Below are 17,767 nucleotides of genomic sequence, written 5' to 3'. Positions count from 1 at the left end.
TAATAATCTAATATAATTAAGAGGGAAAATAATTTTGAAACTTACAATTTTAGGGTGCTATTCTGCAACTCCCAGAACATTTACAAATCCAACTTCTCAGGTTTTAGAAATAAATAATCATACGTTTTTGATAGATTGCGGAGAAGGTACGCAGGTAGAATTGCGCCGTAATAAAGTAAAATTTTCTAGAATAAAACATATTTTCATCTCACACCTTCATGGTGATCACTTTTTTGGTCTCATTGGTCTAGTTTCAACATTTAGAATGCTAAGTAGGGATATTCCTTTGCATATACATGGCCCTAAAGGAATCAAAGAGGCCATAACATTACAACTAAAGCTATCTAGCTCCTGGACTGATTATCCTTTACATTTTCATGAACTCACAAGCACAGAGTCTGAAGTCGTTTTTGAAGACGAAACTATTATTGTAAAAACTATTCCGTTACAACATCGCGTATATTGTAATGGTTTTTTATTTCAAGAAAAACCAGGAGATCGAAAGCTACTTATGAGTAAAGTAATGAACTACGATATTGACAAGGCTTACTATCGTTCTATAAAGAAGGGTAAGGATGTAACTCTAGATGATGGTACTATTGTTCCTAATGAAGAACTTACCGACGATCCAAAACCTACTAAAAGCTATGCCTATTGTAGTGATACCCGATATGATGAAGCAAAAATCTCCTTAATTAAAGACGTTACAGCTTTATATCATGAATCTACTTTTTTAGAGAGTCACAAACATTTATGCGCAACTACAGGGCATAGCTCGGCAATAGAAGCAGCTACGATTGCCAAAAAAGCCAATGTTGGAACATTAATTTTGGGACATTATTCTACACGATATGACAATATAGGATTGTTTAGAGAAGAAGCTAAAACCGTTTTTGATAATGTTGAAATTGGAGATGATGGTGAGGTGTTCGAATTTTAATTCATTAACTTATATGAGTTGTTGATTTTAGAACTACAAATTTGGTAAATTGCAGTATATTTTTTTATCATGAATAGAGATCTTACTGATTATAGAAAATCATATGAAAAAAACTTTTTAGAAGAGAAAAACCTTCCGGGTTCTCCTTTCGAATTGTTTTCTGATTGGTTTAAAGAAGTTGAAAATGATGGAGGTGTTGAAGAAACAAATGCGATGACTATTACTACTCATGGTTTGGATGGTTTTCCAAAAAGTAGGGTGGTGTTGTTGAAGCATTATGATAAAAATGGTTTTGTGTTTTATACAAATTACAAATCTGAAAAAGGAAAAGCTATTGCTGAGAATAATAAGGTTTGCCTTTCTTTTTTTTGGCCCAATTTGGAACGTCAGGTTATAATCAAAGGAGTTGCTTACAAAATAGATGAAGCAAAAAGTAGTATTTATTTTAAATCTCGGCCAATTGGAAGTCAATTAGGTGCATGGGCTTCTTACCAAAGTGAAATGATCAATTCTAGAGAAATTCTAGAGCAACGACTTAAAGATCTAGAAGAAGAATATAAAAATAAAGAAATACCGAAACCTCCTTTTTGGGGTGGATATAGTATACAACCCATAGAATTTGAGTTTTGGCAGGGCAGACCTAACCGTCTTCATGATCGAATTCGATTTTCTAGGGGATCAAATGAAAATGATAAGTGGGATAGATGTAGACTTTCACCTTAGAAAGCTTACATAATTACAAAACTTGACCTTCTGTTTTTCTGGTATTGATCTTCAGAGCAATCCTTACCGTCTTTACATTCATTAACAGGTTTACTTTCTCCAAACCCGATATAAGATAGAATTCTATTTTTAGATATATTTTTGCTAAGCAAGTAATTATAAATTGATTCAGCTCTTTTTTGGGAGAGTTCTAAATTGTAATCTTCATCACCACGACTATCAGAATGGGTTTCGATCTTTATTACCATATCCGGGTAATCTTCATTCATGATTCTTACCACTCGATCTAGCTCTATTTCAGCTTTTTCAGTAATATCCCATTTATCAAAATCGAAGTAAATTTCATTTAGATCTATTAAATCATTGATAGTTCTGTTTAATCCTAGATCAGATTTAACTGATGATTTTGGAGGTTCTGAAGATTGAACTATATCGTCTGGAGTGATTCCGCCACTTTGTGTATTGTTTGATCTTTGGGTTTCATCAAAATCTCCTGGTTGCGTATGCGCAAAACGACTACCAGTTGTCTTTTTAGGTATAGAAACAAGACGATTTGCATTTGGGCAATTTAAGTCACTGATATCTATTGCTAGCTTGAATTGATAGTAATCGGGCAAATCACATTTGTTAATATGGTTATATCCTTCAGAATATTTCATAGTCTCATTCAAAGAACCATTAAATGAAGCTTTTACCGGTTGGTCTACAACTAAAATATCGTCTATTGTCTCAATAGATTCACATGCTGTGTCAACAATAACATTATAGCTAATTTTAAAAGACTCACTGTCCTTTTTTACCATCTTGTTAGGTATTGTAAAACTTAGTGTTCTGGATTGTTGATCAAATTTAGTTTTGATTTTTTTAGAAGGTAATACTAATGATTTTTCAGAAAAAATTACATTTTTAGGTAATATGTCTTTTATAACCGTATTTTTTGCGTCATCATTCCCATCATTATATATGGTAAGGTTATATGTTATTTCTTGTTTAGGTGATAATACGTCGTCTGGATGTACATAGCTATTGTCTGCATATTTTGACCTTTTGATGATATGAATTGCAGGTTCATATATATCCACACTAAACGCTACTGCCATAACAGAATACCCATCGTTATCTGTAGATAATCTAAACTTGGCTTCCGTTTGATTGTTACCTATAATGCTATTTCTAATATTTTTAATATCGAATAAATCAGCATCATACCCAAGGGTATTATAACTTGCAGGTACTCTGGTAGTAATATTTTTACCATTTTCCGTGATATTTGCATTAAAGAAGTTGTTCATTGGGTTTGTGCCATCTGCAAGACTTTTATATTTATTGGTCTCGTTAGACATTACCTGAAAACGATCTCCTCGTATTCCCTTGTCTCCTTCAAAAGCAATAACTCCAATTCTACCATGTACAGCACCATTAGGAATTGTCTGGAAATTATCAAATGAAAAGGCAACAGGTTTTGCTTTTGAATCTATATTTACAAAACCATCGTATACATAAAATCTTTTTCTAGGCTTTGTGTCATCTTCGTAGATTACAACCATTGTCCAACCACCAGTAAGTCCGTTACCAAGTTTCGGATCATTGTTTACTGCCGATGTAGTAGCAGGGATGTTCGCTAGAGTATACGTTCCTAATGGATTTTTTAAACTTAATACCTCTTTCGTAATATCCTTATAACAAGAATACTGTTTAAACAACGCTTCGTCATCATTATAATAATCATGGATTATCTGCCCGTTGGTTATAGTGGAGTAGGACTTCTGTCCTGGGTATTTTATTTTAATAGAAGTAATATCATGCTCACGGTTCTCATCAGCATAAGCAGCTGTCCAATATAAACCAACATGCTTAATCGAATTACATTCTGAATCAATATTTAGATCAGCACTACTAGAGTTAAATGTAGTAGGGTCATTATCAATATCAATAAACCCCATTTGGAACTGATTGTTCAACCCTCCGTCATTATAACTCTTATTAGGATCAAAAACTCCGGATCCATCATCATTACTTACTTTTCCTAAAATTGTATTAGATACAAACGTAAAATCACCTTTAAAAGTAAACTCTGTACGCTTCTTTAAAGGCACTTCTACTTGACTATATGCATGTGAAGAATAAAATATGCATATTAATATAAGTAGGTATACGTTCTGAAATCGGGTAAGATTTCTTTTTTTAATCATTACTTTTTCCACTTCTTTGTCTTTATTAACCCTAAAAAATATTATGATAAATTTGTGTACATAATGTCTTGGGATATATTTTGGTATGAGGGAAAACCGTATGTAAATTTATATTTTAACATTTAATTTTTGCCTAAAAAAAATGACTTTTCGATGTAAATACGCTTTTTATCGATTAAAGTTTGGTTTATATTAGGTTCATTTTCATGAATTTAGCATTTTTTAAGATGTTGCCTCTAATGTGTTAGAATGAGATTTAATAAGCGAAAAACTTAAGATCTTCTTCCTTCATGTTTATATAAAAAATTATTTTTTATAGTCTAATTGCAAGAATTCTTAATGCTAATTCTTAAACTTGTAGTATATAACCTCGTTTTATTAATTTTAGTATATATCTTATGAAAACTTTATACATAATAAGACATGCTAAATCCTCTTGGGATTATGATGTTTCAGATGAAATGAGACCTCTTAATAAAAGAGGACTTAATGATGCGGCGTTAATTGGTAAAGAGCTGAAAACATTGATAAAACCAGTGGATAAGATTATATCTAGTCCAGCCGTAAGAGCACATTCTACGGCAAAAATTGTTATGGAACACTTAGATGTGGATAAGAGTATATTTTCTTTAGAACCAGATCTATACGATTTTGGAGGTCAAAATGTGATTGAGGTGATAAAAAATTGTAATGACAATATTGATACATTAATGATTTTTGGACATAATCATGCGTTGACATCAATATCAAATCTTTATGGAAGTGAAAAAATTGATAATTTACCTACTGCTGGTGTAGTAGGGATTGAATTTGACACTACAAGTTGGAAAAATATAAATGTAGGAAAAAACTTATTAATTATTTTTCCTAAATCCCTTCGATAATGCTAGAAATTATTAAAAATCAATATATTAATAGAGAATTAAGTTGGTTGCAATTTAATGCCAGAGTACTACAAGAAGCTGCAGATGATACCGTTCCTTTGTTAGAAAGGTTACGTTTTATTGGTATATTCTCTAATAATTTAGATGAATTTTTTAAGGTTAGATATGCTACAATAAAAAGAATTGATCTTGCAGGAAAGGATGGAAAAAATGTACTTAAAGGTACTACGGCCAGTGATTTGTTAGAAAAAATAACTAAAATAGTTATTAAACAACAAGCTGAGAGCCTTAAAACCATTAATACTATAAAAAGAAAACTTGAAGAGCATGATATTTTTATTATAGATGAAAATGAGGTAACACAAGACCAGGATGCATTTATTCGTAGGTATTTTATAGATAAAGTTAGTCCGGCATTAGTAACGTATATTCTTAATGATCTTGAAAAATTTCCTCATTTAAAGGATAGTGTGGCCTATTTAGCCGTAAAATTGGTTTTAAAAGAAAAAATTCCCAAAGAAGGTAGAATTTCTAAAATCCTTCAGCACACCACAAAAGAAAAAATATATGCACTAATTGAGATCCCAAAAAATACAGATCGTTTTGTAGTTCTTCCTGAAAAGGATGGAAAACAGTATATCATTATTTTGGATGATTTGATTCGATACTGTATGCATATTAACTTCAGTATTTTTGATTATGCAAGTGCATCTGCTCATATGATTAAGATAACTCGTGATGCACAATTAGATTTTGATAATGATTTAAGTAAGAGTTTTATACAAAAAATTTCGAGTAGTGTTAAATCTAGAAGAGATGGTGAACCTGTAAGGTTTGTTTATGATAAAAATATAGATAAGGATACTCTGAATTATCTTATGGATAAAATGGGAGTTGACAACACAGATAGTATAATACCGGGAGGAAGATATCATAATCGTAGAGATTATATGAATTTTCCAGATCTGGGGAATAAGAAATTAATTTATCAACCTATTCAGCCATTAGAGATTCCTGGTTTAAGCTTACAAGGTGGGTTGTTAAATAAAATAGCTAAGAAAGACTTTTTGCAATACACACCTTATCATACATTTTCTTATACCGTAAAATTTTTAAGAGAATCTGCTATTGACCCCAGAGTAAAGAGCATTAAAATTACCATATATAGATTGGCCAGTATATCACATATCGCCAGTTCTCTTATTAATGCAGCAAAAAATGGTAAAAATGTAACCGTTCAGATCGAGTTACAAGCTCGTTTTGACGAGGCGGCAAATATTCGATATGCAGAACAAATGCAACGAGAGGGGATAAATCTTATATTTGGAGTTACTGGCCTAAAAGTACATTGTAAAGCCTGCGTCATAGAGCGCGAAGAAAAAGGGAAACTTAAAAGATATGGCTTTATCAGTACCGGTAACTTTAATGAGTCTACTGCAAGAATCTATACAGATTATACATTATTTACGACGAACGAAGCTATTCTTAAAGAGACCAATAGAGTTTTTAAGTTTTTTGAAATAAATTATAAGATAAATAGATATAAACATTTATTAGTTTCTCCTCATTATACACGATCATCTTTAATAAAATTAATAGATAAAGAAATCAAAAATAGTAAAGAAGGGAAACCATCAGGGATTAAATTAAAACTCAATAGTCTTAGCGACTATGATATGATTGATAAACTGTATGAAGCCAGTACCGCCGGAGTGCAAATAGATCTTATAATAAGAGGGATATGTTGTTTGGTTCCCGGGATTCCTGGAATGAGCGAGAATATTAAAGCAATAAGTGTAGTCGATAAGTTTCTTGAGCATCCTCGATTGTTTATATTCCAAAATGGAGGCAATCCAAAAGTATATATTTCATCTGCAGATTGGATGACACGTAACCTCGATAGAAGAGTTGAGATTTCTTGCCCTATTTATGATGAAGATATTAAACTAGAATTGATCGATACGTTTGATATATGCTGGAAGGATAACGTTAAAGCGAGAAAACTTTCCGAAGATCAAGATAATACGTACATTAGGAACGATCAAGAAAAAATAAGATCACAGATAGCTACATACGAGTATTATTTAAAAAAACTAGGAAACTAATTTATTTTGTTAACAATAGAGAAATACGGGGCCATCGATATTGGCTCGAATGCAGTAAGATTATTAATAAGTAGCATTCACGAAGAAGAAGGAAAAAAAACCAGATTTAAGAAAACAAGCCTAGTACGTGTTCCAATTCGGTTAGGTGCAGATGTTTTTAAGAGTAAGCGGGTTTCTGATGAAAATATTGCGAGAATGATTGATGCTATGCAAGCCTATCAATTACTTATGAAAACACATAAGGTAGTAAAATATAAAGCCTGTGCTACATCTGCGATGCGAGAAGCTGAAAATGGAAAAGAACTAGTACGTCTTATAAAAGAAAAAACAGGAATTCAAATAGATATAATTGATGGTAAAGATGAGGCGGCCATTATTGCCATGACAGATTTACACGAACTTATTAATACCGATGCAACCTACTTATATGTTGATGTTGGTGGGGGTAGTACAGAATTTACAATATACCATAATGGAAAAACTATTGCTTCTAAATCCTTTAAGCTTGGTACGGTTAGGCTACTCAATAATTTAGTATCTGATCAGATTTGGCAATCAGTTGAAAATTGGATAAAGGAAAATATAAAAAACTATTCTAGAATTTCATTAATAGGTTCAGGTGGAAATATCAATAATATATTTAAAAATAGTGGCAAGAGTATGGGTAAACCCCTTTCATTCTTATACCTAAGCTCATATTATAAACTTCTTAATTCTTTAACCTATGAAGAGAGAATTTGGCAGCTTAATCTAAATCAAGATAGGGCAGACGTTATTATACCAGCGACAAGAATATATCTTTCTGCTATGAAGTGGAGTGGAGCAAAAGATATCTATGTTCCAAAAATTGGTTTATCTGATGGTATTATTAAGTCTTTATATAATGAAAAACTAAAAAAACAATAAGTTTGTTAAAATCAGTATATTTACCATTGCAATTACCCCATAATACCTAACATAATACAGTTTTAATATGAAAAAACAACTACTTTGTGCTGCACTTTTTTTGTTATTAGGAACCCTAAGCTCTATCGCACAAGAAAGCTCATATGGAGTAAGAATAGGGGCTAATCTAAGTTCAATAAGCTCTGATGATATCCCAGATAATCTTGAAGATAGTAGATTTGGTATCGTAGTAGGATTTTTAGCTGAATATCCTATTAACGAAAAATGGAGTATCCAACCCGAATTTCAATATTCATCCCAAGGAAATGATGATAAAACATTGAGAGTTGATTATCTACAATTGCCAGTGTTTATTAAGTATTATTTTAATGATATGATTAATATTCATGTGGGACCACAAGCTGGACTTAAGATATGGGAATGGGAAGACAATACGGTATTGGAAACAAATTTCAATACCTTTGACTTTGCTGCTGTTGGCGGTCTTGGAGTAAATATTACAGAAAATTTCTTTGCAGATATACGGTATGCTTATGGATTGTCTAATATTATAGATGATGAAGGAGCTGCAATAAGCCAAGAAGGAAATAGCACAAATATCCAATTATCATTTGGATATAAGTTGTGATATACCTTTAAAATATAGAGTAAAAAACTCACCATTATGGTGAGTTTTTTATTTTTGCTCCAGTTAAAGAAATGGTGTTTCTTTCTTATAATAGACAGTCTTCACTATTATTACGATTTAGGTTTTAGAAAAAACTTATAGTATATTTAAAGGTAAACCTATTGTAGATTTTTAGATGAAATTACCCCTATTCATATTTGCTTTCTTCTTCTTTGCTTCTATGTATGGGCAAAAGAATCTGTTACAAAAAAAACAGGATAGTATTTATATAGATATTTTACTTTCCCGCGTATCTGGATTAGATAGTATTGATAGTTTAAAAAATGATATGTACGAAGCCCTGAAAATGGCCAAAAAACATCAATTTATCTATCAGCAGGGGCAGCTTCATAAAATGTTAGGTATTTTGTATGCTTCTGATTATAAAAAAATAGACTCATCTAATTATCATTTTAATACATCTTTACACTTTCTTAGACAATCAGGAGACTCATTGGCATCCTTTGATCATGCCAATAATATTAGTGTTAATTATGTGCACTTAAGAGATATGCCTACAGCACTAGAATATGCAATCAAAGCTTTAAAGTTTTCTAAAAAGCTCAATCTAAATGAAGATCTTAAGAAAGATCGTAAAGGAGCAGCACATTTATTATTAGGATCTATCTATGCTGAAATGAAACTAAAAGACTCGGCAATTTTCAATCTCAAAAAGTCTCGATCATATTTTAAAGATATCAGTTCTCCACAAGAATTTGTAGCATCTAGCAATTTGGGAGAGTTGTTTTTGAAATCGCATGACTATGAAAATTCTAAAATATACGTGCAAGAAGCCTTAGACGGATATAAAACACATGATTTAATAGATGGTATAGTATATGGACTTAATCTTTTTGGAGATTTACAGTTTGCTATGCGTAATTATCCCGAAGCTATAGCATATTATAATGCAGCATTAAAGAAATCTGATCATACGAATATGAGTCAGTATAGATTACTTGCTTATCGTGGATTGATCAAAGTTTTTTTGACGCAAAAAAAGAATGATAGTACTGATTTGTATTTGAAGAAATCGTTCGCTTTGCTAGACACTATCGAAGCGCCGAAAGAAAAAGTAGAGATTTTAAAACTTAAAGCTAATTTTTTAGAAGGTAACGGCAGATCAGAGGAAGCATTATCCTATCTCAAATGGAGTATACAACTAGAAGACAGTATAACCAAAAAAGAAAATCTACCCAAAGTCGCTACAATTTTGGTTGAACATGAAAAAAAAGATGGATTACAAGAATTAAAAAACATCAAACAGATATCTTCCAAGAAAAATTATTGGATTTTTACGGTTATAGTGTTACTAATTGCTTTAAGTTTATTAACCTATTTCCTTTTAAAAAAATATAGAAATAAACTAAATGTTTCCAATAAAAGGAAAAAACGCTTAGAAACTACATTACAGCTTGAAAAAGAAAACAATGAATATATTAGACGTAAACTTGTTTCGGCATATGCTAATTTGGCTTTAAAAACAGATCTTCTTTCTCAGGTAAATCAGCTACTTAATCAAATAAAAAACCAACCCAAACGAAACCATAATAAAGAAATTCTTGACACTCAAAACCAAATAAAATTTCAAAACCATATTAACAATCTATGGAGAGAATTCTTTGCTCATTTTGAAGAGGTGCATCCAAACTTTTTAGATCAACTGAAATCTAAATATGGGATAACTCAAAATGATTTAAAAATTTGCGCTTTCTTAAGAATGAATCTTACCAATAAGGATATTTGTCAGTTAATGAATGTTAACCCTAATACTATTCGCGTAAATATTCACCGCATAAAGAAAAAACTTGATGTTCCTACTGAAATAAGCGTCGCCGAATTTCTATCCCCAAAATAATTTTTTTATTTTATTAAATAAATATTAAATCCTTAAAATCAGTCTGTTATAAATTGATGTAACGCTTTGTAACGCATTATTTTTAAACTTCTTTGTTAATGTTTTTACCTTAGTCTATACTGGACTAATTTAGAGTCAATACTAAACGTTTAAAATGTGTTTACATGAAGTTTTTTCAATACATATCTGTTTATTTTTCATTGTTTTTATGTACGACAATTGTAGCACAACAAGAAAAAACAAATTATCATCGCGATAGCTTGGCGGTTGATAATTTACTATCCAAAATCGAAGAATATCACTCAAAAAATATGGATAGTTTATTAAAGGATGGAAGAAGAGCTCTAGAAATTTCAGAAAGAATAAATACTATCGATCAGCAGTATAAGTTACATAGAATCTTGGGTATTATGCTAGCCGAAAGAGGAAGCAAAGAAAACTATGCGAAGGCTATATTACATTTTAAGCGAGCACTGAAACTTAGCTCGAAAAAAGGAAATCAAGATCAAGTAATTTCGATGACCAACAATTTATCAGGGGTGCATTTCTACCAAGGTGATTATTCTAAAGCATTGAAATATAACATTCAGGTTATTGAAGCTGCTAAAAAAATTAAAAAAGATACTGTTAGACATACGATGTTAGGAGCTTCATTTAATGTGTCAGCTATGATTTATAAAAAAATTTTAATGCCCGATTCTTCAATGATAAATTATAAAAGATCTGCTTCACATTATAAACTGAGTGATCCTATAGGGTATTCTACTGCATTAAATAATTTAGGAGCATTACATTCGAATCAAGGAAATTATGAGGAATCTTTTGTATGTTATAAAAAAGCCCTCGAAGGAACAAGAAAAAATAATTCAAAGTTAAAAGAAGCTATTATCACTCTTAACCTTGGAGAGCTATCTGTCAATTTAGAGAATTACCCTGAGGCTATAAAATATTTTAAAAGCACATTAAAACTAAGTACTGAAAACGGATATAAGAAAAACCAATTACTGTCGTATGTAGGACTAACTGAGACCTATTACTTTCTTAAAAAAAAGGACAGTGCATTGTTGTACCTTAATCGGGCATTCTCACTTTGTGATAGTCTTAAATCAATAGATGTAAAAGAACGACTGTTATTTATTAAAGCGAACAGATTGCAGGAAGCAGGTGATTATAAAGAAGCATCGAACTATTTCAAACTTCATAAAGAACTTAAAGACAGCTTAGATAAAAGCAATACTATTGCGAAAACTACGGGAGTTCTTATTAATAATCAACAAAAAATAACCGAAAAAAAGGTTGATGGTCTATTAAATATCGTTTCAAAACAATATCGTTGGATTTATGTTTTTATGGCATCTATACTAATACTTGGGATACTAGCATATGTAATTTTTAAACGATACCGGTCAAGACTTAAAACTTCAAAAATTGATAAAAAAATGCTAGAAGCGTCTTTACAATCTGAAAAAGATAATAATGCATACATCAACAGAAAATTGGTAGCAGCTACAGCTAATCTTGCTTTAAAAACTGATTTGTTATCCAAGGTAAACGATTTATTGGGGCAAATTAAAAATCAACCTTCTCAAAATTTGACTAAAGAGATCAATGAAACTCAAACACAAATCAAAATCCAAAAAAATATGGACACCATGTGGAAAGAGTTTTTTATTCATTTTGAAGAAGTACACCCAGAGTTTTTAAAGGATCTAAAATCAAGATATAATATAACTCAACATGATTTAAAGATTTGCGCGTTTCTAAAAATGAACCTTTCTAATAAAGAAATCTGTCAATTGATGAATATTAACCCTACCACGGTTCGTGTAAATATTCATCGTATCAAAAAGAAACTTAATATTCCCAAAGAAACCAGCGTAGTCGAATTCTTTTCTGTTAACTAGCTGTTGGTTTTTCAATTGGGTATGAATGAAACATTTTTTACGACATGTGAAACGTTTTGAAACGCTCTTTTTTCTTATTTCTTATAGCATTCTCATAATTTCGATCCAATTGATAATTAATTAGTTATCAATTCATGAACTATTTTTTAAACTATTAAAACTGAAATTATGAAATGTAAATTACACAGTATTCACAAGAAGTGGATTCTTATGTTGTTCCTTGCTTTGTGTAACCTCTTTAATGTAGACGCACAATGTGAACCTAACGCAGAAGGAAAGTATTTTGTCGTTTTTAGAAACAAGCCCGAACCAGATGATTTTCCATTAACTCAAACCGAGCGCTATACAAATGAAAATGGTTATGTTATTGATGAGCAAGTTTATTTTGATGTTTACTGTAAGAATTGCGATTATTCTAATCCCAATATTGGACATTATGGGTATATCTACTCTCATGCCGAGCATGCCAGTCCAGAGACCCCACCTGGAACAAAACTATATCGCTCAAATGGTTTTGTACACGATGTAAGTCATTACGCTTCTCAACCTGTTTCTACTTTGGATGCTCTAGATCAAGCCACTGCTTATATGACTAATTACTATGGGAGTGAGACTGGAAATTGCAGTGAGCCATACGATGATGAGTTTCCATATGGTTTTTGTGCAGGATTAGGATTCACAACCTATCATACGGAATATTTGATACATCCTGATGGAGAATCTTCGACGTATATTAACGCAGATGATATGTATGTCGAGAAAATAGTGTATTACAATGCTCTAGATAATACGTTTAAAGATGTGTATACACAAGCCGACGGAGTTATTGAAACTGCGATATGTTGTCTTTATGATATAGAACCAACGGCATATTTTGGAGATAAAAATTTAGATACTGGATCAAACGACGATCTTATTTGGAACGCCGATGATCCTTTTGATTTTACAAAAGCCTTTAAATTTGAAAACCTTGATGGTAATCTTTTACCAGAAGAGGACGTGGCAAAGGTAAAATGGTATGTCGAGGATCGATCAAAACAAGGTGATGAAAGATTTATATATATAGACCCTAATGCTCCATATAATACCCCAACAGCATACTATTTTAATGGGGAAAAAAATGTAGATCAATGGGGTAGCGTAGAAATAAAGGCAGAATATACTTGTGGTGAAGATGATGAAATTCTTACTGTGTATAGTAATGTAGAAATTATTGATATAGGAACGTATTTCAGAAATTCTTCCGGTGATATAATTCGCTGGAACAAAGGTGTGTATGACAAATACCCTGCCGCTTATAATGGTTTTTATGACCCGTCCAAAGATATTGTAATGCACTCTCACGGATGGCAACCTGGAGCTAATAGTAGACATAAAGCTAATCCTGTCGCAAACCCAGAAAGAGAACGATTAGCGTCCGATGGTATTCAGGATTGGCATGGTAATTATAATGTTGCCCTGTTTTTTTGGACACAGAGTGCAGAACATCTTAATGGGGTTACTCCAACATTACTTAATTTTCTTAACCCAGCAGCAAGACCTATTCAGGATAATCCAAAATGGGTTCGTGAAAATGGTTCTGAAACCAGAGTAGGAATAGAATCAGACCCATTAGGAAGTGTTTGTGCCAGTCAAATTGATGAAATCTTAACAACAACTGGTTTTAATTATGCCTCAAAAGAAGTTCGATTGGTTGGGCATTCGTTTGGAGCTATCATGATGACCAAAACGTCTGAGGTTTTAGGTACTTCGAAAATAGATAGATTAACATGGTTAGACCCAGCGACTACCCCTGCGTTTTTGACATATTATAGAGACAATATAATGCCCAACCCTTCAATACTTCCTCCGGTAGAGTGGTATCAAAGTTCTGCCTATGATTATGCTTGGGTTCCTTTTAGCGCTTTTGTAAGTGATCCAAGATGGGATGTTTATAATTGGATGATATCAAAAACAACTTATGTGCGATTAGATCCTATCTGGGAACCTGGATATCCAACAGGAGATGGTCTTTTGCATGGTAGCGCCAGGGAGCACTATTATAAATCGTTAACAGAGGCACAACCCAAGATCGTAAAAAGTGTGGAATCGACACCATCAGGTTTTTTTGATTTTACTTGTCCTGATGACACTATTAAATCACAAAGAATAATGAACTGGGTAGCAGGAAATTCTATAACTCCATTATTTAATAGATGTTTTGAGATTGATGGTCCAAGAAATGGTCCATCTGCAGCGGCTAGCCTAGATGATTTGGCTTTTTATAAAGGCAGAGTACTTGAACAAGTATGGGGTACGACTACTGTTTCGGTAGCAGATGATCGATATTCCCTTCGTCATGCTGATAATCAAGGAAATCAAATAGGACAGTCTTATGAAGAAGTAGATTTATCAATACAAGTTCAAAATAATGTAGATAATGTCGTTATAACTTGGAGTACTACAGCAGCATCTGTAAGATCTTCGACAACCAAAAATGCACAAGGTAAAGCGGCAACTCCAAATTATTATCTCATTGTAGATAAAGATTTCAAGGTTATCGGATACTCCAGTGGTAATACCTATACAGTACAGGGGTTAATTCCAGAAACCAATTATGAGTTTTATGTTTTACCCGTCGGATCCGATGGATATCCTACAGGCTATGATCGCGTATCTGCAGAAACCACAGCATATACTGCGATTTGGACTGGGGGAGCTGCTAATTTTCAACCCGATAAGAAAACTTGGCATAAAGTAGAGTTTTCAAGCCCAATGTATCAACCATCTGTAGTCATGGGGCCAGTATCCAGTACCGATGCTGAACCAGTTACTGTTCGAGTAAGAAATGTCACTAACAATGGGTTTGAATATCAGTTCGATGAATGGAATTATCAAGATGGAGAACGCTTTTATTATGAAACCGTTCATTGGATGGCAGTTTCTAAAGATGTTCCAAACTTGGCCGGTATACCTTTACGCTCAGGTACTATTGATAAGGTCAATCATAATTATAAAGAAGTAACGTTTTCAAGTGAATTTTCCGAAAAACCTATAGTATTTACTCAGACGACCTCATTTAATGGTGGTGCTGCGGTGGTTACGCGTGTCAAAGATGTTACCACTACTGGTTTTAAGGTTAGAGTACAAGAAGAGGAGAAAGAAGACGATCTGCATGCCAAGGAATCTGTTTCTTATATAGCGTTTACTCCTGGAGAACATGTGCTACCTAGTGGAACTAAAATTGTAATTGGAAGAGAGATGGTAAGACATGAAATCAAAGGGATTAACCTTAGCGGTTTTGATGATAGTTACTCGTATTTAATAGCAGGAACTCAGACTGTAAATGGAGGTGATCCTATAAGTCTTAGGTATAATACATTCAATAAAGATTTAGTAGAATTAAGAGTAGAAGAGGAGCAGTCTTTTGATCCTGAAATAAAGCATGCCTATGAAGAAGTGGGATATTTGATCTATGGTATGGAAGCAACAGAAAATGCTTCACGAGCTTCAAAAATAACCAATACCGATACTGCATTTAAACTGTTTCCTAATCCCACCACAGGAAAAATATTCTTGAATAGTAAGATTATTATTAAAAAAGCTACAGTTCTCGATATTCACGGAAGAGTTCTACTTGACATAGATATAATGAATAAAAATCAAGAAATTGATGTTTCGGGTTTAAAAACAGGAATGTATATGCTACAAATTGTTACCGACCAAAATGAACAGAGAAGTTTAACTTTCATTAAATCTTAAGTATAAGATAGTGAAATTAGTTACCCATAGTCACGCTGTTGAACCCATAATAGATGGCGTGACTTTACTTAAATAGTAAACAAAATAAAAAGAATTAATAATGCGTCATGAAAACTTTTGAAAATTATAAAGCACATGCAGTTACTAATGAAATAGAAACTGTTTTAAAAATTATTGAAAATTATATGGATAATTCGACCAAAGTAGTATATCATATTGATCAACTATTAGAAAGTAAAAATTTACCTGATTATTTGTATAAAACCCTTATTTCATTAAGAGACACCTATTCGATAAATATAATGAATGTGGAACGTTTTATGAGTTAAAAAATCTTACTCTTATTTTGGGGATAAAAATTAGCCGCTTAATGTATGATAACTTCTGCGGTTATTTTTTTATTTTATCCATGCATCGTTTCTTGTTTGCTTAAGTCTTTCATGATTTCGGCTTCATAAGTGAGCAATTCTTGCCATTTTTTATCGACTTCTTCGCGATCCCCATACTGTCTTGCAAAACCAAGAAACATTGTATAGTGATTGGCTTCACTAACCATAAGATCCTTATAGAATTTTGCTAACTCTTTATCATTTAACTCTTCTGATAACAATCTAAATCGCTCACAACTTCTAGCTTCTATCAATGCTGCATATAATAAACGATGTACGAGTTGGGTTGTGCGGCTTCCTCCTTTAGGAAAAAATGTAACTAATTGAATCACATATTCATCTTTTCTATCCCTTCCTAAAACCCAGCCACGTTCTAAGATTTTATCATGTACCATTTTAAAATGACTAATTTCTTCTTTTACTAATTTAGTCATTTCCTGTACTAGTTCAGTATACTCTGGAAAACTTACAATAAGTGAAATTGCAGTTGATGTCGCTTTTTGTTCACAATATGCATGATCAGTAAGAATTTCTTCAATGTTTTTTTCTACAATATTTACCCATCTGGGATCAGTAGGAAGTTTTAGGCCAAGCATTTTTTATTTTTTTGAAGGTTAACTAATCCATTTGGTAAATAATTAGCATACATGCAAAGATACTATATTCTATATGATCTTTGGATTTTTTGAATTTTGATAAATAAAAAAAGCAAAAAATAAGCCAAAGTTTTTAAACTTTGGCTTGAACTTATAACATGATAAAGTATATTGTTTCTAATTTTCTTCTTCCTTAGAATTAAGTTTTATAAGTTTCTCTTCACCTTTTTTTATTCCAGACTTAACTTTGGTAACCCTCTCTTGATGCTTTTTTAGCTTTTCTTCAATAGCAGTTACTTTAACCATCTTTTCGGTATACTCTTCTTCGGTTATTTCGCCTGCTTCTTTTTGAGCTAGTAAACGATCTCTAGTTTTCTGAATTTTATCAGCTCCTTTATTACTACGTTTTTCCAGAAAATCTAATCTTTCTTTTTTATTTTCAATTCTACTTTGAACTGCATTGGCTTTCTCATTTTTGAATTCGATTCTTTTCGTTTTTAATTCTTCTCTTTTCTCCTTAGTAGATTCTTTATAAGCATGAAGTTTTTCTTTTAATTCAGGATTTTCCTTAAGATAGGCTTTCTTTTCCTCAGGGGTCATTCCTTTCATTTTTTCATGATGTTCACCTAAAATAGCTTTTTTACCCTCTTTTAGCTCTTTTTTGGCTTCTTTAATTTCGGCTTTTTTCTCTTTCATCTCTTCCTTCTTCTCCTTCATCTCTTGGCGTTTCTCCTTCATTTGTTCCTTCTTCTGCTGTACTTTTTCCTTACGCTCTTTTACTGATTTTTCAGGTTTTTGGGCATTCGCAACACCGATAAACCCTATAATCATTATACAAAGCAAATATTTTGAAAGTTTCATA

13 protein-coding genes are annotated in these 17,767 nt (G+C 32.2%); 10 read left to right on the top strand and 3 right to left on the bottom strand.

From position 1 onward, the window contains the following. Window positions 1–34: 34 nt before the first annotated feature. The gene (locus JJQ60_RS05905) at window positions 35–940 is read left to right on the top strand and encodes a ribonuclease Z (protein ID WP_201917659.1); all 906 of its coding nucleotides are present in this window, start codon (window positions 35–37) and stop codon (window positions 938–940) included. A 69-nt stretch (window positions 941–1,009) separates the two neighbouring features. Next, on the top strand, window positions 1,010–1,663 hold the full coding sequence (gene pdxH / locus JJQ60_RS05900; protein WP_201917657.1) for a pyridoxamine 5'-phosphate oxidase: 654 nt from the start codon (window positions 1,010–1,012) through the stop codon (window positions 1,661–1,663). 5 nt (window positions 1,664–1,668) lie between these two features. Here pdxH and JJQ60_RS05895 read toward each other — a convergent pair whose 3' ends face one another. Continuing rightward, entirely contained in the window at window positions 1,669–3,855 is a 2,187-nt protein-coding gene (locus JJQ60_RS05895) for an OmpA family protein (RefSeq protein ID WP_201917655.1), read from the bottom strand. Between the two features lie 398 nt (window positions 3,856–4,253). On the opposite strand from JJQ60_RS05895, the gene JJQ60_RS05890 reads away from it, so the two are divergent. The 8 genes from JJQ60_RS05890 (at window position 4,254) to JJQ60_RS05855 (ending at window position 16,249) form a co-directional block, all read left to right on the top strand. Continuing rightward, on the top strand, window positions 4,254–4,739 hold the full coding sequence (locus tag JJQ60_RS05890) for a SixA phosphatase family protein (RefSeq protein ID WP_201917653.1): 486 nt from the start codon (window positions 4,254–4,256) through the stop codon (window positions 4,737–4,739). Then, the gene (gene ppk1, locus JJQ60_RS05885) at window positions 4,739–6,844 is read left to right on the top strand and encodes a polyphosphate kinase 1 (protein ID WP_236669049.1); all 2,106 of its coding nucleotides are present in this window, start codon (window positions 4,739–4,741) and stop codon (window positions 6,842–6,844) included. The genes JJQ60_RS05890 and ppk1 overlap by 1 nt, the downstream gene beginning before the upstream one ends. Window positions 6,845–6,850: 6 nt before the next feature. Beyond that, entirely contained in the window at window positions 6,851–7,750 is a 900-nt protein-coding gene (locus tag JJQ60_RS05880; protein ID WP_201917652.1) for a Ppx/GppA phosphatase family protein, read from the top strand. 67 nt (window positions 7,751–7,817) lie between these two features. Beyond that, the gene (locus JJQ60_RS05875) at window positions 7,818–8,378 is read left to right on the top strand and encodes a porin family protein (protein WP_201917650.1); all 561 of its coding nucleotides are present in this window, start codon (window positions 7,818–7,820) and stop codon (window positions 8,376–8,378) included. 175 nt (window positions 8,379–8,553) lie between these two features. Beyond that, on the top strand, window positions 8,554–10,275 hold the full coding sequence (locus JJQ60_RS05870) for a tetratricopeptide repeat protein (RefSeq protein WP_201917648.1): 1,722 nt from the start codon (window positions 8,554–8,556) through the stop codon (window positions 10,273–10,275). 164 nt (window positions 10,276–10,439) lie between these two features. Continuing rightward, complete coding sequence (locus JJQ60_RS05865) at window positions 10,440–12,179, top strand: tetratricopeptide repeat protein (protein ID WP_201917646.1); 1,740 nt, start codon at window positions 10,440–10,442, stop codon at window positions 12,177–12,179. Window positions 12,180–12,347: 168 nt separating this feature from the next. Continuing rightward, window positions 12,348–15,920 (top strand): H-type lectin domain-containing protein, encoded by a 3,573-nt coding sequence (locus tag JJQ60_RS05860; protein WP_201917644.1) that lies wholly within the window; start codon window positions 12,348–12,350, stop codon window positions 15,918–15,920. A 107-nt stretch (window positions 15,921–16,027) separates the two neighbouring features. Further along, complete coding sequence (locus JJQ60_RS05855) at window positions 16,028–16,249, top strand: hypothetical protein (protein WP_201917642.1); 222 nt, start codon at window positions 16,028–16,030, stop codon at window positions 16,247–16,249. A 74-nt stretch (window positions 16,250–16,323) separates the two neighbouring features. Here JJQ60_RS05855 and miaE read toward each other — a convergent pair whose 3' ends face one another. Then, window positions 16,324–16,905: a tRNA-(ms[2]io[6]A)-hydroxylase gene (gene miaE, locus JJQ60_RS05850; protein WP_201917640.1), complete on the bottom strand. Its 582-nt coding sequence runs from the start codon at window positions 16,903–16,905 to the stop codon at window positions 16,324–16,326. Window positions 16,906–17,082: 177 nt separating this feature from the next. Then, entirely contained in the window at window positions 17,083–17,766 is a 684-nt protein-coding gene (locus tag JJQ60_RS05845) for a hypothetical protein (protein WP_201917638.1), read from the bottom strand. Window position 17,767: the final 1 nt, after the last annotated feature.

Origin of the sequence: Aquimarina mytili (assembly GCF_016735115.1) — a bacterium.
Taxonomy (GTDB): Bacteria; Bacteroidota; Bacteroidia; order Flavobacteriales; family Flavobacteriaceae; genus Aquimarina; species Aquimarina mytili.
The sequence above is the reverse complement of the archived record's forward strand: the minus strand, read 5'-3'. Positions and strand labels throughout refer to the sequence as shown.